The sequence below is a fragment of the Xylophilus rhododendri genome, from assembly GCF_009906855.1.
GTDB lineage: Bacteria > Pseudomonadota > Gammaproteobacteria > Burkholderiales > Burkholderiaceae_C > Xylophilus > Xylophilus rhododendri.
Window position 1 is genome coordinate 5,054,267 of the sequence record NZ_CP047650.1, and the last position, 23,195, is coordinate 5,077,461.

Sequence of the window (23,195 nt, forward strand, 5' to 3'; positions counted from 1 at the left end):
AAATCGGATCAGTACAGGCCGAACAGCTTGGCGCCCAGCACCACCGTCAGCAGCACGCTCAGCACCAGCACGCCCTTGGCGGTGGCCTGGCCGGTCTTCTTCTCGACGGCGTGGTGGTTCACGTCCATCCACAGGTGGCGCAGGCCGGCGATGAAGTGGTGCAGATAGGCCCACAGCAGGGCCAGGCAGAAGAGCTTGAGGATCACGCCGCCGATGCCGACGTGGAAGATGCTGGAGAAGCGGGCGAAGGAGATTTCGGAGCTGACGGTGAGGTCGAACATCCAGATCACCAGCGGCAGCAGGATGAACATGATCAGCCCGCTGATCCGGTGCAGGATGGACACGATGCCGGCCGCCGGCAGGCGGTAGGTCGTGAGGTCCGTCAGCGCATTGATGTTGCGGAATTCAGGCCGCTTTTTGGAGAGTTCTGCCATGGGGTTTTTGCTTTCTGCTGGGGCTGTCTGCTTGTAACTGCCAGGTAATCGGGTTTGCGAACCGCCCAAAATTCTATTGCAGGTATGAGGTGTTACCCGGAATAGACCAAGGCGGCCCCTCAGTTCAGCTGGTTGTGGTAGTGATGGGAATCCGTTCGGTAGAAGCCGCGGCGCAGCTCCATGGGGGCGTCGTTGTAGGTGAAGGACAGGCGCTCGACGCTCAACAGCGGGCTGCCTTCCTTCACGTCCAGCAGCTGCGCCTGGTCGGCGGCGGCGGCCACGGCGCGCAGCTTCTCGTCGGCGCGCACCATACGCACGCCGAAGTCGATCTCGAACATGGCGTAGGTGGGGCCCTGGTAGGCCAGCATCTGCTGCGCGGTGAGGCCCTTGAAGGCCTGGCCGGGCAGCCAGATGTCTTCCAGCACCCGCGGCACGCCGGCGAACATCAGCACGCGGCGGGCCTGCATCACGGCCTCGCCGCTGCGCAGCTGCAGGGCGCGCGCCACCTCGGCGGAAGCGCGCACCCGCTTGCATTCGAGCACGCGGCGTTCGGAGGGCTCGTATTCGCCGGTGTCGTTGCGCAGTTTAAGGAAGCGGTACTGCACCTGGCGCTCGGAGTGGGTGGCCACGAAGGTGCCCTTGCCCTGGCGGCGGATCAGCAGGTTGTCGCCGGCCAGCTCGTCGATGGCCTTGCGCACCGTGCCCTGGCTGACGCGGAAACGCGCGGCCAGGTCGTTCTCGGAGGGGATGGCTTCGCCGGGCTTCCAGTCGCCGGCTTCCAGACGCTGCAGGATCCGGGTCTTGATCTGCTGGTAGAGCGGGCTGAATGCTGGCGCCGCACCCTCGTCGCCGACGACGTCGGGAGCGGATGGTTCCGCGGCGGATGGGGCTGGGGGCATCGTGGTGGCGAGGGGGCTTCGGCAGGCGGCGGGCATGATGGCACGGCCTGCCGGCAACGCCCGCGATCATATCTTATATAAGACATAAGACAAGTTGACCGCCCGGAAATAACGGCAGTACACTCCCGCGCTGTCCGCCCGGCGGCGATTTTTCGCTAGCGGCCACGGCAGGAAATGCCGGCAAACACTTTGCGAACGGCATGCGGCGGGCGACTTTTTCCATTTCCCATCCCCTGGAGTCCTTCCCATGAGCAAGAAGCCCGTCCGCGTCGCCGTCACCGGCGCCGCCGGCCAAATCGGTTACGCCCTGCTGTTCCGCATCGCCTCGGGCGAAATGCTGGGCAAGGACCAGCCCGTGATCCTGCAGCTGCTCGAAGTGCCCGTCGAAGGCCCGCAGAAGGCCCTGAAGGGCGTGATGATGGAGCTCGACGACTGCGCCTTCCCGCTGCTGGTCGGCATGGAAGCCCACAGCGATCCGATGACCGCCTTCAAGGACGTCGACTACGCCCTGCTGGTCGGCTCGCGTCCCCGCGGCCCCGGCATGGAACGTGCCGAGCTGCTGGCCGTCAACGGCGCCATCTTCACCGCCCAGGGCGCCGCCCTGAACGCCGTCGCCAGCCGCGACGTCAAGGTGCTGGTGGTCGGCAACCCCGCCAACACCAACGCCTACATCGCCATGAAGAGCGCGCCGGACCTGCCGCGCGAGAACTTCACCGCCATGCTGCGCCTGGACCACAACCGCGCCGCCAGCCAGATCGCCGCCAAGACCGGCAAGGCCGTGGCCGCCATCGAGAAGCTGACCGTCTGGGGCAACCACTCGCCCACGATGTACGCCGACTACCGCTTCGCCACCATCGGCGGCGAGAGCGTGGCCAAGATGATCAACGACCAGGAATGGAACGCCAACACCTTCCTGCCCACCGTCGGCAAGCGCGGCGCGGCCATCATCGAGGCGCGCGGTTCCTCTTCCGCCGCATCGGCCGCCAACGCCGCCATCGACCACATGCGCGACTGGGCGCTGGGCACGCAGGGCAAGTGGGTCACCATGGGCGTTCCGTCCAATGGCGAATACGGCATCCCCAAGGACGTGATGTTCGGCTTCCCGGTCACCACCGAAGGCGGAAAATACAAGATCGTCGAAGGCCTGGAGATCGACGCCTTCAGCCAGGAACGCATCGACAAGACGCTGAAGGAACTGCAGGACGAGCAAGCCGGCGTTGCCCACCTCGTCAAGTAAGCAGTCCGGCAAGCAAACGCCCGAGTTACCGCGAAGGAACATCATGGCCGAGTGGAACCCCAGCCTCTACAGCAGATTCGAGGACGAGCGCACCCGCCCGGCCCGCGAGCTGCTGGCGCGGGTTCCGCTGGCCGAGGTGCGCCACGCGGTGGACCTGGGCTGCGGCCCGGCCAACTCCACCGAGTTGATCGTGCAGCGCTTCCCCGGTGCCGAGACCATCGGCACCGACAACTCAAAGCCCATGCTCGACAGCGCCCGAAAGCGCCTGCCGGGCGTGCGCTTCGACTTGTCGGATATCTCCACCTGGCAGCCCGAAACGGCGCCGGACCTGATCTATGCCAACGCCTCCCTGCAGTGGGTGCCCGGCCACGAGACGCTGATCCCGCGCCTCTTCGACAGCCTGGCCCCCGGCGGCGTGCTGGCCATCCAGATGCCGGACAACCGCGACGAGCCCACCCATCGGGCCATGCGCGATGTCGGTGCCATGCAGCCCTGGGCCGAGCACATCGGCGACATCGAGAAGCTGCGCACCGCCATCCTGCCGCTGTCCGCCTACTACGACATGCTGGCGCCGCAGGCGGAGAACGTGGATGTGTGGCACACCATCTACCAGCACCGCATGGATTCGCCGCAGGCCATCGTCGACTGGGTCAGCGGCACCGGGCTCAAGCCCTTCGTCGCGCCGCTCGACGACGCATTGAAGGCCAGCTACCTGGCCGAATACCTGCGCCGCATCGAGGCCGGCTACCCCCCGCGCGCCGACGGCAAGCTGCTGCTGGCCTTCCCGCGCATGTTCATCGTGGCGCAGAAGAAAAAAGCATGATCGACACGACAGCCCTGCATCCCCGCCAGGCCCTGCTGGGCGCCCAGGCCGGCGCCGTCGTGCTGCCGGTGTGCGACCACTACAGCGGCGTCGAAGCCCGCATGAAGAAGAGCCTGCAGCTGCAGGCCGAGATGACCGAGGAGTTCGGCACCTGCGTCTTCGACGTGACCCTGGACTGCGAGGACGGCGCCGCCGCCGGCGCAGAGGCCGAGCATGCCGACCTGGTCACCGGCCTGGCCCTGGCCGCGGCGCCCGGCGCGCGGGTGGCGGTACGGGTGCATCCGGTGGACCATCCCGCCTTCGAGGCCGACGTTGCGCACATCGTCGGCCGCGCCGGCCAGCGGCTCTGCCACGTGATGATTCCGAAGGTCGAGACGCTCGCCGACGTGGAACGCGCCGTGGCCGCCGTGGACGCAGCCGGCGCCACCGGCCTGCCGCTGCAGGTGCTGATCGAATCGCCCGGCGCGGTGCGCCGCGCCTTCGAGATCGCCGCCCATCCCCGGGTGCAGTCGCTGTCCTTCGGCCTGATGGATTTCGTCTCGGCGCATGCCGGCGCGATCCCCGCCGCCGGCATGGGCGTGGCCGGCCAGTTCAGCCATCCGCTGGTGGTGCGGGCCAAGCTGGAGATCGCCTCCGCCGCGCATGCCTCGGGCAAGGTCCCGTCGCACTGCGTGGTCACCGAATTCTCCGACCTCGCGGCGGTCACCCAGGCCGCGCGCCGGGCCGCCCGCGAGTTCGGCTATACACGGATGTGGAGCATCCACCCGGCGCAGATCCGCCCGGTGCTGGAGGCTTTCGCACCCGACCCGTCCGAAGTCGAGACGGCCGCCCTGATCGTCGCCGCCGCCCAGGCAGCCGACTGGGCGCCGATCGCCTTCGGCGGACACCTGCACGACCGCGCCAGCTACCGCCATTTCTGGCAGGTGCTGGAACGCGCCCACCGTACCGGCCGACCCTTGCCGCCGCAGGCCCGCGACTGGTTCCAGCCCGTCGCCGCCTGATTCCGAACCGTTTTTCCCGTGTTGCCCGCTCACCTGCGCATCCGACCAGATTTCCCCATGAAAAAGCTCCTCATCGCCAGCCTGATCGCCTGTGTCCTGCCCCTGGCCGCCCAGGCCCAGGATGCCGCCAAACCCGCGGCCAAGACCGCCGCCAAGCCGGCCGCCACTGCCAAGCCCGCCGCTGCCAAGCCTGCCGCTGCCGCCAAGCCCGCCACCACCACGGCCAAGTCCAGCCACCACGGCAAGGCCAAGCCCAAGCTGGCCCGCTCGGCCGCCAAGGCGGTCGAGGAAGTCACGCCCGTCGACACCGATACCGACGTGACCCTGTCGCCCGAGGACATCGAGATCGCCGGCCGGGTCTATACCGGCAACATCCGCTGCGAACTCGGCGCCAACGTGCAGGTCACCGCCGACGAGAAGCACCCCGGCTTCTTCACCGTGCAGATCCAGCGCAACCGCTACCGCATGCACCCGGTGGTCAGCCGCACCGGCGCGATCCGCCTGGAAGACCCGCGCGCCGGCGCGCTGTGGCTGCAGCTGGGCAACAAGTCCATGCTGATGAACCAGAAGATCGGCGAACGCATGGCCGACGAATGCCAGAGCCCGCAGCAGACCGCCATGGCCGAAGAGCTGCGCAAGAACCCGCCCAAGAGCCTGTTCGAAGGCGCGGACGCTCCGAAGAACTGATTTCCCCTCCCTTTCCCCCACGATCCAAGACGGAGAACGACGATGTTGCAAGCCTACGTTGAACATGTCGCCGAGCGCGCCGCGCTCGGCATCCCGCCGCTGCCGCTGACGGCCAAGCAGACCGCCGAACTGATCGAGCTGCTGAAGACCCCGCCCGCCGGCTCGGCCGACTTCCTGCTCAACCTGATCACGCACCGCGTTCCCGCCGGCGTCGACGACGCCGCCAAGGTCAAGGCCAGCTACCTCGCGGCCGTCGCCCTGGGCACCGAGAAGAGCCCGCTGATCAGCCGCGCCAAGGCCACCGAACTGCTGGGCACCATGCTCGGCGGCTACAACATCAGCCCGCTGATCCAGCTGCTGGACGACGCGGAAGTCGGCGGCGCTGCCGCCGATGCGCTCAAGAAGACGCTGCTGATGTTCGACCAGTTCCACGACGTCAAGGAAAAGGCCGACGCGGGCAACGCCAACGCCAAGTCCGTGATCCAGAGCTGGGCCGATGCCGAATGGTTCACCAGCCGTCCGGAAGTGCCCGAGAGCATCACCCTGTCGGTCTTCAAGGTCACCGGCGAGACCAACACCGACGACCTGTCGCCCGCGCCCGACGCCTGGAGCCGCCCGGACATCCCGCTGCACGCCCTGGCGATGCTCAAGAACAAGCGCGACGGCATCGAGCCCGAGGAAGACGGCAAGCGCGGCCCGATCAAGTTCATCGAGGACCTGCGCGCCCGCGGCAACCTGGTGGCCTACGTCGGCGACGTGGTCGGCACCGGCTCTTCCCGCAAGTCCGCCACCAACTCGGTGCTGTGGTTCACCGGCGAGGACATCCCCTTCGTGCCGAACAAGCGTTTCGGCGGCGTGTGCCTGGGCAACAAGATCGCCCCGATCTTCTACAACACCATGGAAGACGCCGGCGCGCTGCCGATCGAACTGGACGTGAGCCAGATGAACATGGGCGACACCGTCGAGCTGCGCCCCTACGAAGGCAAGGCTCTGAAGGACGGCCAGGTCATCGCCGAGTTCACCGTCAAGAGCGACGTGCTGTTCGACGAAGTGCGCGCCGGCGGCCGCATTCCGCTGATCGTCGGCCGCGGCCTGACCGCCAAGGCGCGCGAGGCCCTGGGCCTGCCCGCCTCCACGCTGTTCCGCCTGCCGCAGGACCCGGTCGATACCGGCAAGGGCTACACCCTGGCGCAGAAGATGGTCGGCCGCGCCTGCGGCCTGCCCGAAGGCAAGGGCGTGCGCCCGGGCACCTACTGCGAACCGCGCATGACCTCGGTCGGCTCGCAGGACACCACCGGCCCCATGACCCGCGACGAGCTGAAGGACCTGGCCTGCCTGGGCTTCTCGGCCGACCTGGTTATGCAGTCCTTCTGCCACACCGCGGCCTATCCGAAGCCGGTGGACGTCAAGACCCACCACGAGCTGCCCGAGTTCATCAGCACCCGCGGCGGCATCTCGCTCAAGCCCGGCGACGGCGTGATCCACAGCTGGCTCAACCGCTTCCTGCTGCCCGACACCGTCGGCACCGGCGGCGACAGCCACACGCGTTTCCCGATCGGCATCTCCTTCCCGGCCGGCTCCGGCCTGGTGGCCTTCGCCGCCGCCACCGGCGTGATGCCGCTGGACATGCCCGAATCGGTGCTGGTGCGCTTCAAGGGCGAGAAGATGATGCCCGGCGTCACCCTGCGTGACCTGGTCAACGCGATTCCGCTCTACGCCATCAAGGCCGGCCTGCTGACGGTGGACAAGAAGGGCAAGAAGAACATCTTCTCCGGCCGCATCCTGGAGATCGAAGGCCTGCCGAACCTGAAGGTGGAACAGGCCTTCGAGCTGTCGGACGCTTCCGCCGAACGCTCGGCCGCCGGCTGCACGGTCAAGCTCAACAAGGAGCCGATGATCGAGTACATCAACAGCAACATCACCCTGATGCGCTGGATGATCTCCGAAGGCTATGCCGACGCCCGCACCCTGGGCCGCCGCATCGCCGCCCAGGAAGCCTGGCTGAAGAACCCGCAGCTGCTCGAAGGGGATGCGGATGCGGACTACGCCGCCGTGATCGAGATCGACCTGGCCGACATCCACGAACCCATCGTGGCCTGCCCGAACGATCCGGACGACGTGAAGACCCTGTCGGAAGTGGCCGGCGCCACCATCGACGAAGTCTTCATCGGCTCCTGCATGACCAATATTGGCCACTTCCGCGCGGCCTCGAAGCTGCTCGAAGGCAAGCGCGACATGCCGGTCAAGCTGTGGATCGCACCGCCGACCAAGATGGATGCCGCCCAGCTGACCGAGGAGGGCCATTACGGTGTCTTCGGCTCGGCCGGCGCGCGCACCGAAATGCCGGGCTGCTCGCTGTGCATGGGCAACCAGGCACAGGTGCGCGAGGGCGCGACGGTGATGTCGACCAGCACCCGCAACTTCCCCAACCGCCTGGGCAAGAACACCTTCGTCTACCTGGGTTCGGCCGAGCTGGCCGCGATCTGCTCGCGCCTGGGCCGCATCCCGACCAAGGCCGAGTACATGGAAGGCGTGGGCGTGCTGGATGCGTCCAGCAGCAAGATCTACCAGTACCTGAACTTCGACAAGATCGAGTCGTTCACCGAGGCGGCCGCCAAGGTTCCGGCCTGAGTTCGCGGCCCCTTGCGGGGCCTTGAAGACAAAGCCCTGCAGGCCGGTGCCTGCGGGGCTTTTTTCATGGCCGGCGGCGCCGTTTCACAGGCGTGAAAGATCGACCCCGTCCAGCACCAGGACCGGCCCGCGCGGGCCGGGGCCAGCAGGCTCCGCGGCAGTGGTCGGCCCTGCACTCTGCAAGGCGCTTGTGGTCTCTTCCAGCGCCGAACATAGAGCCCGGTGGCAGGCAGGAAACCATTCGGCGAGCTCGAAGTCCACGTCCAGGCTCTCCAGGACATGCAGCCGCGGTCCGGGCCGCAGCAGTTCGCGGCTCAATGCCAGGACCGTATCGATGTGCTCGGCGCAGTGGTGCGAACCGGTGCCCCTGTCCTGTCCGCGCCATTGGCGTGTGCGGCCGGCCCAGGTGCCGAGAAGCGCGGCCAGATGGCCGTCGTCGGGCGCCACCCGGCGCAGCAGCGGGGCGACGGACCTGAGATAGAACTCCGCACCCCTGGGTTGCTCCAGCAAGGGGCTCATGTGCAAAAGACAGCGCTGGATGTCTCGGTCGGGGAGCGTGCGCGCTTCCATGCGACGGCAGAGCCCTTCGACCAGGCGCCATTGCACGGGCGCACGGTCTCGGAGCGACGGGACGGCGATCTGCGCGAGAACGCAGCCGCCGTCCGTTGACACGCAGGCCGCGGCCTCCCTGCCGATGGCCGCCAGCATCCGCTGTGCCTGCGAGGTGTGGCCGAGCAGGAGGCACTGGGCCGCGGTGACCAGGTGCTGGCGGCTATTGCCGTAGTCGGCTGAGCCGGGTGGCGCGGCGCGCATGATTTCAAGGCAGGCCGTGGCTGCCGCATCGGCATCGCAGGAAGCGTGGCTGAGCCTGCTGGTCCACTTCACGACCGACGCGGCAGCCAGCGGCGGCAGGCATCGCGTGGCCTTGCGGATGAGCTGCGTCGTGGCGGTGGATGGCATGATCATCTGCGAGAGGTGGTGCAGGCTGCGCCCCAGGCATCTTCCGGGGGTCTGCTCGATGGCCGCGACCAGGCGGCCCACCTGGTCGGGATGCGCGTCGAGCAAGAGCATGAGGTAGCCGAGGTTTTCCACCATCAGTCCGCGATAGGCGGGCGCTGCCTGGACCACACGATCCACCCATGCGGCATGCTCGTGCTGGTGCGGCCGCCGCAGCGTCCGGCTCTCCCGCTGGTGGGTCAGGACCTGCATCAGCCAGCAGTGGAAGCGCACCGCGGGTCGGTGCTGCGGGGCGACGTTCTCCAGCAGCTGCAGCACGAAGGGCGGCAGGCGCAGGGCCGAGGTGTCCTGGTAGTTGGTGCGCGCCGCGGACAGCAGGCCCAGCAGCCGGGCGGTTTCGTGCTGCAAGGCCGGTGTCTGCAAAGCCGCCTGACCGGCGGCCGAGACCAGCGCCTGCAGGGTCGGGTCTTCCAGCGGCGTCTGCTGCGACAGGCACTGGCAGGCGAACCGCAAGGCGCCTTCCAGCTGGCGCACGGCGTGCCAGGGCCAGCTCGTGCCGGGCCAGCCTTCGGCCGGCCGATGTGCACTTGCCCGCAGCGCCGCATCGATGAGCGCGCAGGCCTGGCGGGTGTTCAGCGCCCGCGCTTGCAGCAGCTCTTGTGCGGCGCTCCAGAAGACCTGCCAGCAGCCGGGCTGGTAGCGCCAGCCGCCGAGGTTGCCGCCGTTGGGCAAGGTGCCGATCTGCAGCACCAGGGTCGCCAGCGCATCGGCGTCGGCGCCCGCCATCGCGTGCTTGAGGCGTTCCGCCGCCGCGGCCGGACCGTAGGCTTCCAGGCTGGGGTGCCCGGGGCAGTACAGGCCCGCGACCGTGTCGGTGGCGGAGGGTTTGCCTTGAAGCGCCAGGAGGTCCGCCACCATGAGCTGGACCTCCGTAGGCACATCCTCCAGGCGCGTGGGGCCGGCTGGACTGGATCTGCCCGCCCTGGAGCTTGTCAGCAGGCGAAGCAGCGGGGAGCGCGAACGCGCCCTTGCGGTGGTGGGTTCGTAGGACGGGTACATGGTGGATAAGAGCTGAATTTTTCAATGGACGCTGGCGTCCTGCCGGACCTGCCGGGAAACCTCGATCCATGCGGCCGCCAGTTTCCCGACGTCCTCGTCCGTCAGGCCGTAACGCTGCTGGTAGAGGGGGCCCAGGCGCAAGCCCCAGATATCGAGCAGGGTCTGCGGCTGGCCCTGCGTCGGCGCCAGCCTTTTCAGGCGTGGCGGAACCTGTTCCAGGAACGCGTCGACAAGGCCGTGTTCCAGCAGGGCCAGCATCCGCTGCAGGCAGGAGTAGGCGTCTTGCAGGGGCAGCCCGTCGCGGTCCATGAGTTCGAGCACGGGGTGCATCGCCGCCAGGTCGATCTCGCCACGGTCGTCGCGCGATGGCATGGCCGCCCGCGTCAGGACCATGGCGCCACCCCGGGGCAGGCAGCTGCATGCTTCCTCCTTGATCGAAGCGATCAGCCCCGGCGGGAAATCGGCGGGCCGGCGCAGGACTGCATCGATCAGCAGCACCCGGACCTGCATATAGTCGCCGGAGCCCGCCGGCGACATCCGCAGCAGCCTCGCCACCACCGGGTGCAGGGGGCGCCGGTTGGCCGCCTGCTCGCCCAGCTTGTGGATCACCCGCGCCACGTTGAGCGCCGAGCGGCTGCGCAGGGCAAGCTCGCACAGGGTGTCGATCGATTCAGGATGCAGCCGCCGGGTCGCGAGATATGCCAGGCCTTTGCCGATCTGGTGCGTGGGAGCCTGGCGCAGGCTGTCGACCAGGACGGCCAGGCTGTCCGGCGCCAGATCTTCGAGCAGGCACAGGCGTTGTGCCAGTTCGAGCAGCAGACCGCGGAAACCGACGGGCGTCTCCATGATGACGCGCAACCAGATCCGCTGCTGCGGCAGCGATGGCAACTGGTAATGCACATCGTGCCGCTGGATGCGCTGGCTGTCGCGCTGCAGTTGGAGGTACAGGCGGGCGCCCTGGCGCAGTGCCGTGGGGAAGCAGGCCTCGAAAGCGTGCAGCCTGCGCCTGTCGATGGACCTTGCCTCTTCCTGGTCGGCCGGCGGATGCCTTTGTGTTCCCAGGAGTGCGGTGGCATGGCAGACCAGCTCGGGCGAGGGCGATGCTTGCCCCGTCAGCGCGGCCAGCAGGAGGGCGCAGACGGTCGGCGTCGGCAGCGCCTGGGCGGTGATGGAACAGGCCAGGTCCAGTGCGGCGACCAGCTGGCGTTCCCGGTGTGCCAGCCAGGGGGCGAGCGGCCAGCCTTCGGGTGCGGAGGACCCGGATGCGGACGGCCCGGGTGGTGTCATCTCCTCCACCACGGCGAGCAGCAGCGCCGAAGCCTGCGGGGCCGACAGGCTGCCGCGGCCGTGCAACTGCCCGGCGACCAGCCAGAGCGCCCGCCAGCAGTTGCCCTGGAATTCCCAGGCCGGCAGGTTGCTGTGCATGACGATCGAGCCGATGTCCGCCACCAACTCGGGAAGATCGTCGGCCGTGGCTTCGCCCAGCTGTTGCTTCAGTCGGGATGCCTTGATCGCCGGTTCGAGGGCTGCCAATCCGGAGCAGGCGAAGGCCTGGATGCCGGGTTCGCCGGCGATGGAGGCTTTTTCGATGCGTACGGCGATGTCCCACAGGATTTCGGAGGGCAGGGTCGCCAGATTGGGGGCGTCGGGCAGGGTGCTGACGACGAGGCGGCGGCCGGCAGGAGGCGGTCCGGTACGTGGGGCGCCCGCGGGGATGCAGGACGCGGTCAGTGTGGTGCTTTTGTCCATGCCGACGATTGGCTGTCCGATCGCCGCGAGCCTGCGCGCCGGACACGCACCCCTGTCGCGCCAGCCGAATCCGTCCGGTGCTGCTGCACGGCTGCCCCGGCTGCGGCCGCTCAGAAAGGCTGGGTCGCCTTGCGGGCCGCGTCCAGGCCGCTCAGCACGGCGCCTTCCAGCGTGGCCGGGTAGGGGCCGTCGATGTAGTCTCCGCAGGCCAGCAGCTTCGGCGCCAGGTCGAGCGGCGGACGCACCAGGCCCGGCGTGCAGGCGAAGGTGGCGCGTTTTTCGACGATGGTCGATAGCGGCTGCAGCGCCAGTCCGAGCTGTTCGCGGGCCTGGCGGACGACGCCGGACTCCAGCTGTTCGCGCTCGCCATGCCATGCGCTGGCCACGAAGGCGAGCAGGCCGCTCGGGCCGCCGAGCCGGCCGCGGTCGAAGACGAACTGGGCCGGCGTTTCATCGCCGCCGCTGCGCAGGGCGAGCATGGGGCGGGGCAGACCTTGTGCCGCCTGGGCATACACGGTCGCGATCGGCTCGAAACGGAGCTGCCTGGCTTGCCGGCTCCATGCGGGCGCCGCTGCGTCGGCCAGGCGTGCCGCTTCGCCCGGCGGACAGGCGATGACCACACGCTCGAACGCCTCGCCGTCCACCATCCAGCCGTCCGGTGTCGATTGCAGCGTCTGCACCCTGCAGCCCAGCCGCAGTTCGCAGCGGTGGGCACGCAGCCAGCGCAGGGCGGGTTCGGGCAGCAATGCACCGAGGTCGGCGCGGGGCAGCAGCAGGTCGCTGCCGCCCGGCACCGAGAACAGGGCGTCGCGCAAGACGCGCAGGAAAACCTCCGCGCCGGCCTGCTCGGACGGCGTGTTGAGCGCCGATACACACAGCGGATCGATCAGTTCTTCCCGCACCCGCGGCGGCAGACCCCGGCAGAGCGCCGCGACCGTCAAATGCCCGTCGCAGCGAAAACCGCGCAAGCGCCAGCCGGCCGCCGTGCGCAGCAGCGCGGCCTTGTCGCGCCAGGTCCAGCCGCGGGCTCGCAGCATGCCCGCCAGCAGTGCGGCCATGGCCGGGCCGCGCGGCAGGGCGATGCCGCCGCCATCGGCGAATCGCAGCGACAGGGGCTGGCGCAGCAGCAGTGCGTCGGGGTCGGCGCCCACGCCGCGCATCAGCTCGAGGGTGGCGGTGTAGGCGCCGATGAGGATGTGCTGGCCGTTGTCCAGCACCATGCCCGGCCCGTCCACGGCGCGCGCGCGGCCGCCGGCCTGGCGGCCGGCTTCGAACAGGGTGACCCGCGCGCCACGCCGCACGGCTTCCACCGCGCAGGCGATGCCGGCCCAGCCGGCGCCGATCACGGCGACGCGTTTCACGCGGGGGCTCAGACCCGGCCTAGCGCCTGCACCTTCCAGGCCAGCCAGAACTTGCGCAGCGGGGTCAGGCTGATGCGCTGGTGCAGCACCTGGAAATCGTCGCGCTCGATCTCGTCGAGCAGGGTGCGGTAGATGCTGGCCATCATCAGGCCGGGCTTCTGGGTGCGCTGGTCCTGGGCCGGCAGCAGGGCGAAGGCCTCGGCGTAGAGGCTGCGCGCCCGCGCGGCCTGGAACTTCATCAGGGCGACGAAGCGGTCGGAGTGGGTGCGGCTCAGGATCTCGTGCGCCTTCACATCGAACTGCTGCAGCTCGTTGACCGGCAGGTAGATGCGGCCGCGCAGGGCGTCCTCGCCCACGTCGCGGATGATGTTGGTCAGCTGGAAGGCCAGGCCCAGGCGGTGGGCGTATTCGGTGGTGGCCTCGCTGGTCTGGCCGAAGATGCGCGCCGCCACCTCGCCCACCACGCCCGCCACCAGGTGGCAGTAGCGCTGCAGGTTGGGATAGTCGAGGTAGCGCGTCTGCTCCAGGTCCATCTGGCAGCCCTGCACCACGGCATGCAGGTGCCGGGCCTCGATGCCGTAGACCGGCACATGCGGCATCAGCGCCTTCATCACCGGATGGTTGGGCTGGCCGGCGAAGGCGCTGGCGATCTCGCCCAGCCACCAGGCGAGCTTGGTGGCGGCCACGCCGGGGTCGACCATCTCGTCGACCACGTCGTCCACCTCGCGGCAGAAGGCATAGAAGGCGGTGATGGCGGCCCGCCGGTCGCGCGGCAGGAAGAGAAAAGCGTAATAGAAGCTGCTGCCCGAGGCGGCGGCTTTCTGCTGGACGTAGTCTTCTGGGTTCATGTGTCGGCGCGGATTGTCCCATTGGCGGCCGGCTTCATCCGCAAGGCCCTCCAGAGCATGACGGGCAGGTCGCTCGCGCCCAGCTTCGGACGGCGGCTCAGCGTGCCGTGGTCGAGCGCGGCGATGCGGTCGAGGATGCGTTGGCCGCCCTGCACCACCAGCCGCAGTTCCCAGCCGGCGCGGCCGGGGATGCGCAGCGCGAGCGGTGCGCCTTCGTTCAGGCAGGCGCGGGCCCAGGCGACGTTGTCGGCGACGAGGGCGCGGGTGGCGGCGGTGTCGCGGCCTGTGGCCAGTTCGGCGCGGGCGATGCCGAAGCGCTGCAGGTCGGCGTCGGTGAAGTAGTGGCGGCCGCGCGGGATGTCCACCGACGGGTCCTGCCAGAAGTTGGCCAGCTGCAGGCCGGTGCAGATGGCGTCGCTGCGCGCCAGCGAGGCTGCGTCGTCGATGCCGTAGAGATGCAGCAGCAGCCGGCCGACCGGGTTGGCCGAGCGGCGGCAGTAGTCGAGCAGGGCGGTGCGGTCGGGGTAGCGGGCCTGGTCGCGGGTCATGCGGATGTCCTGCTCGAAGGCATCGAGCAGGTCTTCGAGCAGCTGCAACGGCAGGCGCCAGGCGTGCAACTGCACCGCGAGCGGGCCGAAGATTCCGGGCCAGCGCGGCGACGGCGGCGCGCCGGCGGCCACCGCGCGCAGTTCGGCGCGGAACGCGGCCAACTGGGCCAGGCGCTCGTCGGCTGTTGCATCGCCCTCGTCGGCGATGTCGTCCGCGGTACGCGCGAAACCGTAGATCGCGGCGATCGCGGGCCGCAGCCGCGGCGGGCAAAGCCAGGAGGCGACGGGGAAGTTTTCGTAGTGCGCATGCACGTCCGGAGGCGCCGTCATGCGGGTGGGGGAGGGTGTCACGCGGGGCATTGTCCACGCGCATTGCATGCGTTGCGAGAAACCGTCCCTGCGCGCAGGCTAAAATCGCTGGTTGTCCAATTTGCCGCAGCGCCTGTCAGCATCGAAAGATCGAGCGGGCTGCTGTGAGATTTACGGGCGCGCGGGTGGCGAAATTGGTAGACGCACCAGGTTTAGGTCCTGACGCCAGCAATGGTGTGGGGGTTCGAGTCCCCCCCGCGCACCACTCCAGACTGTTAGCCAAGTCGCTAAGACCTCAAGCACGAAAAGAGAGCTCCCATGGCCGTGAACGTTGAAACCCTCGAAAAGCTCGAACGCAAGATCACGCTGACCCTGCCCGTCTCGGTCATCCAGTCCGAAGTCGATGTGCGCCTGAAGCGCCTGGCCCGGACCGTGAAGATGGACGGCTTCCGTCCCGGCAAGGTGCCGATGAGCGTGGTGCAGCAGCGCTACGGCTACTCGGTGCAGTACGACGTGATGAACGACAAGGTCGGCCAGGCCTTCTCGGCCGCCGCCAACGAAGCCAACCTGCGCATCGCCGGCCAGCCGACCATCACCGAGAAGGACGGCGCGCCCGAGGGCGAACTGGCTTTCGACGCCGTCTTCGAGGTCTACCCCGAAGTCAAGCTCGGTGAACTGACCGGCCTGGCCGTCGAGAAGCTGAACGCCGAAGTCGACGAGCCCGCCATCGACCGCACGCTCGACATCCTGCGCAAGCAGCGCCAGACCTTCTCCCAGCGCCCCGCCGACCAGGCCGCCATCGACGGCGACCGCGTCACCGTCGACTTCGAAGGCAAGATCGACGGCGAGACCTTCCAGGGCGGCAAGGCCGAAGACTTCCAGTACACCGTCGGCGAAGGCCAGATGCTGAAGGAATTCGAAGACGCGGTCCGCGGCATGAAGGTCGGCGAAAGCAAGACCTTCCCGCTGGCCTTCCCCGAGGACTACCACGGCAAGGACGTGGCCGGCAAGCAGGCCGACTTCCTGGTCACCGTCAAGAAGATCGAGCAAGCCAACCTGCCCGAAGTCAACGAACTGTTCGCCAAGTCCCTGGGCATCACCGATGCGACCGTGGAAGGCCTGCGCGCCGACATCCGCAAGAACCTTGAGCGGGAAGTGAAGTTCCGCGTGCAGTCCCGCAACAAGCAGGCTGCGCTCGACGCCGTGATCGAAAAGGCCGAACTCGACCTGCCGCGCGCCGCCATCCAGGCCGAACTCGGCCGCATGGTGGAGAACGCCCGCGCCGAGCTGAAGAACCGCGGCGTGAAGGATGCCGACAAGGCGCCCATCCCCGAAGAGATGTTCCGCCCGCAGGCCGAGAAGCGCGTGCGCGCCGGCCTGGTGGTCGCCGAGCTGGTGCGTGCCAACGGCCTGGAAGCCAAGCCCGAACAGATCAAGGCCCATATCGACGAGCTGGCCTCCAGCTACGAGAAGCCGGCCGATGTGGTCCGTTGGTACCAGAGCGACCGCCAGCGCCTGGGCGAAGTCGAAGCCATGGTGATCGAGAACAACGTGACCGACTTCGTGCTGTCCAAGGCGCAGGTCACGGAGAAGGCGGTTTCCTTCGACGAACTGATGGCGCAGCAAGGCCAGCAAGGCTGAGACCGGCCCGGGATGGCGTGGGCTTTCTAGTACGCCCGTCCCATGTGGGGCTTGTGCTTTGCGGCGCAGGCCCCATTTCTTTTTTCGCTACAGTCCGTCGTACTTTCCTGGAGAAAAACATGAGTGCACTCGAAACCCAAGGCCTCGGCATGGTGCCCATCGTGGTCGAGCAATCAGGCCGCGGCGAGCGTTCCTACGACATCTACTCGCGCCTGCTCAAGGAGCGCGTGATCTTCCTGGTCGGCCCCGTCAACGACCAGACCGCCAACCTGGTGGTCGCCCAACTGCTCTTCCTGGAGAGCGAGAACCCCGACAAGGACATCTCGTTCTACATCAACTCGCCCGGCGGCTCGGTGAGCGCCGGCATGGCGATCTTCGACACGATGAACTTCATCAAGCCGGACGTCTCCACCCTGTGCACCGGCATGGCCGCCAGCATGGGCGCCTTCCTGCTGGCCGCCGGCGCCAAGGGCAAGCGTTTCGCGCTGCCCAACTCCAAGGTCATGATCCACCAGCCGCTCGGCGGCATGCAGGGCCAGGCGACGGACATCGAGATCCACGCCCGCGACATCCTGAAGACCCGTGCGCAACTGAACCGCATCCTGGCCGAGCGCACCGGCCAGCCGCTCGAGAAGATCGAACGCGACACCGAGCGCGACTATTTCCTCGAAGCCGACGAAGCGAAGAATTACGGCCTGGTCGACCAGGTGATCAGCAAGCGGGCCTGACCCGCTCCTGCCGGGCGAAAGCGGCGTTTTCCCTCCGGGAAACGCCGTTTTTTATTTCGCTATCATGTCAGTTCCACCTCCTGAGGCACCCACTCCCATGGCCGAGAAAAAAGGCTCTTCCAGCGAAAAGACCCTGTACTGCTCCTTCTGCGGAAAGAGCCAGCATGAGGTCAAGAAGTTGATTGCCGGACCGTCGGTTTTCATCTGCGACGAGTGCATTGACCTGTGCAACGAGATCATCCGGGACGAGCTCCCGGAAGGCACGGCCACCAAAGAGCCGCGCAGCGACCTGCCCACGCCCGCCGAGATCAAGAACAATCTCGACAACTATGTGATCGGCCAGGACATCGCCAAGCGCACGCTCGCCGTGGCGGTCTACAACCATTACAAGCGCCTGCGCCACAAGGAAAAGTCCAAGAAGGACGATGTCGAGCTGGCCAAGAGCAACATCCTGCTGATCGGCCCCACCGGCTCCGGCAAGACCCTGCTGGCCCAGACCCTGGCCCGCATGCTCGACGTGCCCTTCGTCATGGCCGATGCCACCACGCTGACCGAAGCCGGCTATGTCGGCGAGGACGTGGAGAACATCGTCCAGAAGCTGCTGCAGAGCTGCAACTACGAAGTCGAACGCGCCCAGCGCGGCATCGTCTACATCGACGAAATCGACAAGATCTCGCGCAAGTCCGACAACCCGTCGATCACCCGCGACGTGTCGGGCGAGGGCGTGCAGCAGGCGCTGCTCAAGCTCATCGAAGGCACGATGGCCAGCATTCCGCCGCAGGGCGGACGCAAGCATCCGAACCAGGACTTCCTGCAGGTCGACACGACCAACATCCTGTTCATCTGCGGCGGCGCCTTCGCGGGCCTGGAGAAGGTGATCGAATCGCGTACCGACGCTTCGGGCATCGGCTTCGGCGCCACCGTGCGCGGTAAGCAGCAGCGCACGCTGACCGAAGTCTTCGATGCGATCGAGCCGGAAGACCTGATCAAGTTCGGCATCATCCCCGAGCTGGTCGGCCGCATGCCGGTGGTGACCACGCTGACCGAGCTGTCGGAAGACGCGCTGGTGCAGATCCTGACCGAGCCCAAGAACGCGCTGGTCAAGCAATATGCACGGCTGCTGCACATGGAAGGCGTGGACCTGGAGATCCGTCCCGCCGCCCTCAAGGCCATCGCCAAGAAGGCGCTGGCCCGCAAGACGGGTGCGCGCGGCCTGCGCTCCATCCTCGAGCACGCATTGATCGACACCATGTTCGACCTGCCCAACGCCACCAATGTCGACAAGGTGGTGATCGACGAGAGCACGATCGATGAGAACAAGCCTCCCTTGCTGCTCTATCGCGAAGCCGCCAAGAAGGCCTGACCCGCAGGGCGCGCATGTCGCGCCCTGTTGCAGCCTCCGGGCGCATCTCGACTATTCTTTGCCGTAGCCAGACGGTCTTTCGGTCCCGCCGGTCGACCGGTTGTTTTTCCCATCTTGAAAAAGAGGGGTGCACCAACCACCTGCTGCAGGTTCACTTTAGGGTTCCCATGTCCGGCCACACACCTCTCCCCGCCGATCCGATCGACCTGCCGCTGCTGCCGCTGCGCGACGTGGTCGTCTTCCCCCACATGGTCATCCCGCTGTTCGTCGGGCGCGCCAAGAGCATCAAGGCGCTCGAACTCGCCATGGAGGCGGAGCGCCGCATCATGCTGGTGGCGCAGAAGACCGCCGCCAAGGACGAGCCCGCGGTCGACGACATGTTCGACGTCGGCTGCATCTCCACCATCCTGCAGATGCTCAAGCTGCCCGACGGCACGGTGAAGGTGCTGGTCGAAGGCCAGCAGCGCGCCGCCGTCGAGAAGATCGTCGATACCGAGACCCACTTCGTGGCCACGGTCTCGCCGGTCAGCGAAAACGAAGCCGAGCGCCAGACCAGCGAGGTCGAGGCCCTGCGCCGCGCGGTGATGCAGCAGTTCGACCAGTACGTCAAGCTCAACAAGAAGATCCCGCCGGAGATCCTGACCTCGATCTCCAGCATCGACGACCCGGGCCGCCTGGCCGACACCATCGCCGCGCACCTGCCATTGAAGGTCGACAGCAAGCAGACGGTGCTGGATCTGCACGATATCCGCGCCCGCCTCGAAAATCTCTTCGAGCAGCTCGAACGCGAGGTCGACATCCTCAACGTCGACAAGAAGATCCGCGGCCGCGTCAAGCGGCAGATGGAGAAGAACCAGCGCGACTTCTATCTCAACGAGCAGGTCAAGGCCATCCAGAAGGAGCTCGGCGAAGGCGAAGAGGGCGCGGACATCGAGGAGATCGAGAAGAAGATCAAGCTCGCCAAGATGCCCAAGGACGCGCTGAAGAAGGCCGAGGGCGAGCTCAAGAAGCTCAAGCTCATGTCGCCCATGTCGGCCGAGGCCACCGTGGTGCGCAACTACATCGACGTGCTCACCAGCCTGCCCTGGAGCAAGAAGACCAAGATCAAGCACGACTTGGCCAATGCCGAGAGCGTGCTCAACGAAGACCACTACGGTCTCGACAAGGTCAAGGACCGCATCCTCGAATACCTCGCGGTGCAGCAGCGCGTGGAAAAGGTCAAGGCGCCCATCCTGTGCCTGGTCGGCCCTCCGGGTGTCGGCAAGACCTCGCTCGGCCAGTCGATCGCCAAGGCCACCGGCCGCAAGTACGTGCGTATGGCGCTCGGCGGCATGCGCGACGAGGCCGAGATCCGCGGCCACCGCCGCACCTACATCGGCGCGCTGCCGGGCAAGGTGCTGCAGAGCCTGGGCAAGGTGGCCACCCGCAATCCGCTGTTCCTGCTCGACGAGATCGACAAGCTGGGCACGGACTTCCGCGGCGATCCCTCCAGCGCCCTGCTGGAAGTGCTGGACCCGGAACAGAACCACACCTTCGGCGACCACTACGTCGAGGTCGATTTCGACCTGTCGGACGTGATGTTCGTCGCCACCTCGAACTCGATGAACATCCCTCCGGCCCTGCTGGACCGGATGGAAGTGATCCGCCTGTCGGGCTACACCGAGGACGAGAAGACCAACATCGCCATGAAGTACCTGCTGCCCAAGCAGATGGGCAACAACGGCGTGAAGGACGAGGAACTGCAGGTCACCGAGGACGCGGTGCGCGACGTGGTGCGCTACTACACCCGCGAAGCCGGCGTGCGTTCGCTGGAGCGCGAGCTCTCCAAGATCTGCCGCAAGGTGGTCAAGGCGCTGCTGCTCAAGACGATGACTCCGCAGGTGGTCGTGTCGGCGGACAACCTCCACGACTTCCTGGGCGTGCGCAAGTACAACTACGGTCGTGCCGAGCAGCAGAACCAGGTCGGCCAGGTGGTCGGACTGGCCTGGACCGAGGTGGGCGGCGATCTGCTCACCATCGAGGCCGCGCTGACGCCCGGCAAGGGTGTCGTCACCCGCACCGGCTCGCTGGGCGACGTGATGAAGGAATCGGTCGAGGCTGCCCGCACGGTGGTGCGCAGCCGCGCCCGCCGCCTGGGCATCCGCGACGAGACCTTCGAGAAGAAGGACATCCACATCCACGTGCCGGACGGCGCCACCCCCAAGGACGGCCCCAGCGCCGGCGCTGCGATGACGACCGCCATGGTGTCGGCCCTGACCGGCATCCCGGTGCGCGCCGACGTGGCCATGACCGGCGAGATCACCCTGCGCGGCGAAGTCACCGGCATCGGCGGCCTGAAGGAAAAGCTGCTGGCGGCCCTGCGCGGCGGCATCAAGACGGTGCTGATCCCGGAAGAGAACGTGAAGGACCTGCAGGAGATTCCGGCCAACGTGAAGGACGGCCTGAACATCGTGCCGGTCAAGTGGATCGACGCCGTGCTGGAAGTGGCGCTGGAGCGTGTTCCCACCGCGCTGACCGATGAGGAAGTGGCCGTTCCGCCGGTCACCCCGGCGGTGCCGGCGGCGGGCGGCACGCCGGCCTCGGTTCAGCACTGAGGATTCGCAAAAGTTTTTTGGGGCAGTTTGGAAAAGCCCCAAAAACCGGGCTAGAATGCGAGACGCTGCAGCGATACGGGCAAACACCAAATCACTGCAACATGCGGGAGTAGCTCAGTTGGTAGAGCGCAACCTTGCCAAGGTTGAGGTCGAGAGTTCGAGACTCTTCTCCCGCTCCAATTCCAAAAGGGAAGCCAAGGCTTCCCTTTTTCGTCAAAGACGACAGAAATTTCTGGCGCGATAGCAAAGCGGTTATGCCCCGGATTGCAAATCCGGTTAGTCCAGTTCGACTCTGGATCGCGCCTCCATTCCAAAGCCCTCGACCTATGTTGTGGGGCTTTCTGGTTTCTGGCCGCGGGCATGCTGCTGCGGGTTTGCCTCGATGGTGGAATAGGTAGACACAGCGGACTTAAAATCCGCCGCATCCTTAATCGGAGCGTACCGGTTCGATTCCGGTTCGAGGCACCATCCCAAACTTCAAATACAGACCGAAGGTTCTTCCTTGTGGCGAATGAGCTGGAGGTCGCGCCTCCGTCCGCTGCCTGGAACGCGCTGCAGCGCCTGAAATTCGCCGTCGCCGGACGGCGGATCGGGCGTGCGCAGCGTCCTCAGTCATCCGAGCGCAGGCTGGTCTTTTTCCTGGTCCCATTCCTGATCGCATTCCAGATCGGCGGCTTCGCGCTGGTCTGGCTGGTCAACCGGCGCATCGCGGGCGACAACATCGAGGATCAGCTCAGTTCGAGCACCCAGGTCTTTGCCTATGCGGCGGGGCAGCGGCGGGAATATCTCAAGCAGGCCACCGAACTGGTCAGCAAGGACCAGGGTTTTCGTGCCGCGGTCACGAATAATTCCCGGCGCACGGTCGAGTCGGCGCTGATCAACCAGAACGCCCGCGTCGGCGCCAACCTGACCGTCCTGACCGATTTGCAGGGCGACATGGCGGGCTACGCGAAAGCCATCACACGCGGCTATCCGACGGATTTTTCGGGCCTCACCGACGAGACGCTGGCTTCGCAGGTGCGTGACATCCTGCCCGGCGGCGACGGCCTGTCGGTGCTGCAGCTCGATGCGGGCTCGCAGATCCTCTATCAGTGGGTCAAGGCGGTGGTCAACACGCCGGAGCCGGTGGGCTATCTCACTTTCGGATTCCAGATCGACGACCAGATCGCCACGCAGTTCCGCCAGATCACCAATTCCGAGTTCGTCTTCTTCTCCAGGGACGGCGCCACCGAGCCCTGGCAGGAGCGCGCATCCTCCGTCGGCAGCGAGGTGCAGCACGCGCTCAATGCCGGCCTGGACCGGGTGACGCCCGAAAAGCCCTTCGCCAACGTACGGATCGGCGCGGCCGACTACCGCATGATGGTCGTCAAGCTCTCCAGCAACTACGGCCAGGAGGTGGCGGTGGTGGTGGCGCGGCCGCTGGACCGGGTGCTGGGCAGCTTCGAGCGGCTGGAGCGGGTGTTCGCCGGGCTCATATGCTTCAACGTGCTGCTGTCGGCGATCGCGGTGTACCGCGGCACCCGCAAGATCGTCGCGCCGCTCGACCAGGTGGCGTTCCAGGACAGCCTGACGGGGCTGGCCAACCGGCGGCTCTTCGAACTCAACCTGAAGCTGGCGGCCGAGAACCTGCGCTCCCTGGGCCGGGGCTACGCGCTGATGGTGATGGACCTGAACAAGTTCAAGGCGGTCAACGACACCCTGGGCCATGCCGCTGGCGACCAGGTGCTGAAGGAGGCGGCGCATCGGCTGCACGCGGTGCTGCGGGCCTCGGACACCGTGGCCCGCCTGGGGGGCGACGAATTCGCGGTGCTGCTGGTGACGGCCGACAGCGCCAAGGCGGTCGAGATCGCCGCGCTGATGGTGGAGCGGGTGCGGCAACCCATGACGCTGGCGGACGGCAAGGTCGTCGAGGTCGGGGTCAGCATCGGGATCGCCCGCGCGCCTGACAACGGCACGGACACCACCCGGCTGATGCAGCTCGCCGACGATGCGATGTATGCGGCCAAGGTGGGGCGCAGCGGCTACAGCGTCACGCCGCTGTCCGCGCGCTGAACCGGAAAACGCAAAAAGTTTTGCAGGTATTGCGCAAGACGCAATTCTTGCTATAGAATGCGAGGCTCTGCTGCAGACGACAGGCAATGTCGAATAAGGCAGAAAACGCAATAAAATGCGGAAAATATGCGGGAGTAGCTCAGTTGGTAGAGCGCAACCTTGCCAAGGTTGAGGTCGAGAGTTCGAGACTCTTCTCCCGCTCCATATTCTCGAAAAAGGAAGCCGTCGGGCTTCCTTTTTTTTTGCTCGCCGTGGCGCGTGGCTGTGCTGGCCC

17 protein-coding genes and 5 tRNA genes are annotated in these 23,195 nt (G+C 67.0%); 15 read left to right on the forward strand and 7 right to left on the reverse strand.

All coding sequences use genetic code 11. The features are described from left to right. Nucleotides 1-8 precede the first annotated feature (8 nt). Together sdhC and GT347_RS23405 are read right to left on the reverse strand one after the other, a co-directional pair. Nucleotides 9-434 (reverse strand): succinate dehydrogenase, cytochrome b556 subunit, encoded by a 426-nt coding sequence (sdhC, locus tag GT347_RS23400; RefSeq protein ID WP_160554479.1) that lies wholly within the window; start codon nt 432-434, stop codon nt 9-11. A 119-nt stretch (nt 435-553) separates the two neighbouring features. Beyond that, nucleotides 554-1,333, reverse strand: coding sequence for a GntR family transcriptional regulator (locus tag GT347_RS23405; RefSeq protein WP_160554480.1), 780 nt, complete (start codon nt 1,331-1,333; stop codon nt 554-556). 247 nt (nt 1,334-1,580) lie between these two features. On the opposite strand from GT347_RS23405, the gene GT347_RS23410 reads away from it, so the two are divergent. From GT347_RS23410 to acnB, 5 genes are read left to right on the forward strand one after another with little or no spacing between them, the layout of a single operon-like run. After that, entirely contained in the window at nt 1,581-2,570 is a 990-nt protein-coding gene (locus tag GT347_RS23410; protein WP_160554481.1) for a malate dehydrogenase, read from the forward strand. Nucleotides 2,571-2,613: 43 nt separating this feature from the next. Next, entirely contained in the window at nt 2,614-3,393 is a 780-nt protein-coding gene (tam, locus tag GT347_RS23415; RefSeq protein ID WP_160554482.1) for a trans-aconitate 2-methyltransferase, read from the forward strand. Further along, nucleotides 3,390-4,394, forward strand: a complete 1,005-nt coding sequence (locus GT347_RS23420; RefSeq protein WP_160554483.1) for an HpcH/HpaI aldolase/citrate lyase family protein — start codon at nt 3,390-3,392, stop codon at nt 4,392-4,394. The genes tam and GT347_RS23420 overlap by 4 nt, the downstream gene beginning before the upstream one ends. A 57-nt stretch (nt 4,395-4,451) precedes the next feature. Continuing rightward, entirely contained in the window at nt 4,452-5,081 is a 630-nt protein-coding gene (locus GT347_RS23425; RefSeq protein WP_160554484.1) for a hypothetical protein, read from the forward strand. Nucleotides 5,082-5,123: 42 nt separating this feature from the next. Then, nucleotides 5,124-7,712 (forward strand): bifunctional aconitate hydratase 2/2-methylisocitrate dehydratase, encoded by a 2,589-nt coding sequence (gene acnB, locus GT347_RS23430; protein ID WP_160554485.1) that lies wholly within the window; start codon nt 5,124-5,126, stop codon nt 7,710-7,712. Nucleotides 7,713-7,796: 84 nt separating this feature from the next. On the opposite strand, the gene GT347_RS23435 is transcribed toward acnB, so the two are convergent. The 5 genes from GT347_RS23435 to hpnC all read right to left on the reverse strand — a co-directional run bounded on the left by GT347_RS23435 (nt 7,797) and on the right by hpnC (nt 14,564). After that, a complete protein-coding gene (locus GT347_RS23435; protein WP_160554486.1) occupies nt 7,797-9,587 on the reverse strand; it encodes a hypothetical protein in 1,791 nt (596 codons plus the stop codon). 162 nt (nt 9,588-9,749) lie between these two features. Next, nucleotides 9,750-11,477: a hypothetical protein gene (locus GT347_RS23440; protein WP_160554487.1), complete on the reverse strand. Its 1,728-nt coding sequence runs from the start codon at nt 11,475-11,477 to the stop codon at nt 9,750-9,752. 110 nt (nt 11,478-11,587) lie between these two features. Beyond that, the gene (hpnE, locus tag GT347_RS23445) at nt 11,588-12,838 is read right to left on the reverse strand and encodes a hydroxysqualene dehydroxylase HpnE (protein WP_229722446.1); all 1,251 of its coding nucleotides are present in this window, start codon (nt 12,836-12,838) and stop codon (nt 11,588-11,590) included. A gap of 8 nt (nt 12,839-12,846) precedes the next feature. After that, nucleotides 12,847-13,686 (reverse strand): presqualene diphosphate synthase HpnD, encoded by an 840-nt coding sequence (gene hpnD / locus GT347_RS23450; protein WP_160554488.1) that lies wholly within the window; start codon nt 13,684-13,686, stop codon nt 12,847-12,849. Further along, nucleotides 13,683-14,564 (reverse strand): squalene synthase HpnC, encoded by an 882-nt coding sequence (gene hpnC, locus GT347_RS23455; RefSeq protein ID WP_229722448.1) that lies wholly within the window; start codon nt 14,562-14,564, stop codon nt 13,683-13,685. The genes hpnD and hpnC overlap by 4 nt, the downstream gene beginning before the upstream one ends. 158 nt (nt 14,565-14,722) lie before the next feature. On the opposite strand from hpnC, the gene GT347_RS23460 reads away from it, so the two are divergent. The 10 genes from GT347_RS23460 (at nt 14,723) to GT347_RS23505 (ending at nt 23,125) form a co-directional block, all read left to right on the forward strand. Then, a tRNA-Leu gene (locus GT347_RS23460) sits at nt 14,723-14,808 on the forward strand. Nucleotides 14,809-14,861: 53 nt separating this feature from the next. Continuing rightward, complete coding sequence (tig, locus tag GT347_RS23465) at nt 14,862-16,184, forward strand: trigger factor (protein WP_160554490.1); 1,323 nt, start codon at nt 14,862-14,864, stop codon at nt 16,182-16,184. Between the two features lie 119 nt (nt 16,185-16,303). After that, a complete protein-coding gene (gene clpP / locus GT347_RS23470; protein WP_160554491.1) occupies nt 16,304-16,912 on the forward strand; it encodes an ATP-dependent Clp endopeptidase proteolytic subunit ClpP in 609 nt (202 codons plus the stop codon). A gap of 97 nt (nt 16,913-17,009) precedes the next feature. Beyond that, complete coding sequence (gene clpX, locus GT347_RS23475) at nt 17,010-18,275, forward strand: ATP-dependent Clp protease ATP-binding subunit ClpX (RefSeq protein WP_160554492.1); 1,266 nt, start codon at nt 17,010-17,012, stop codon at nt 18,273-18,275. A 167-nt stretch (nt 18,276-18,442) separates the two neighbouring features. Continuing rightward, nucleotides 18,443-20,869, forward strand: coding sequence for an endopeptidase La (gene lon / locus GT347_RS23480; RefSeq protein WP_160554493.1), 2,427 nt, complete (start codon nt 18,443-18,445; stop codon nt 20,867-20,869). Between the two features lie 103 nt (nt 20,870-20,972). After that, nucleotides 20,973-21,048, forward strand: a tRNA-Gly gene (locus GT347_RS23485). 55 nt (nt 21,049-21,103) lie between these two features. After that, a tRNA-Cys gene (locus GT347_RS23490) sits at nt 21,104-21,177 on the forward strand. Nucleotides 21,178-21,245: 68 nt separating this feature from the next. Beyond that, nucleotides 21,246-21,337, forward strand: a tRNA-Leu gene (locus GT347_RS23495). Nucleotides 21,338-21,373: 36 nt separating this feature from the next. Next, nucleotides 21,374-22,921: a diguanylate cyclase domain-containing protein gene (locus GT347_RS23500; RefSeq protein WP_160554494.1), complete on the forward strand. Its 1,548-nt coding sequence runs from the start codon at nt 21,374-21,376 to the stop codon at nt 22,919-22,921. A gap of 128 nt (nt 22,922-23,049) precedes the next feature. Then, nucleotides 23,050-23,125, forward strand: a tRNA-Gly gene (locus GT347_RS23505). The last annotated feature ends 70 nt before the right edge of the window (nt 23,126-23,195 follow it).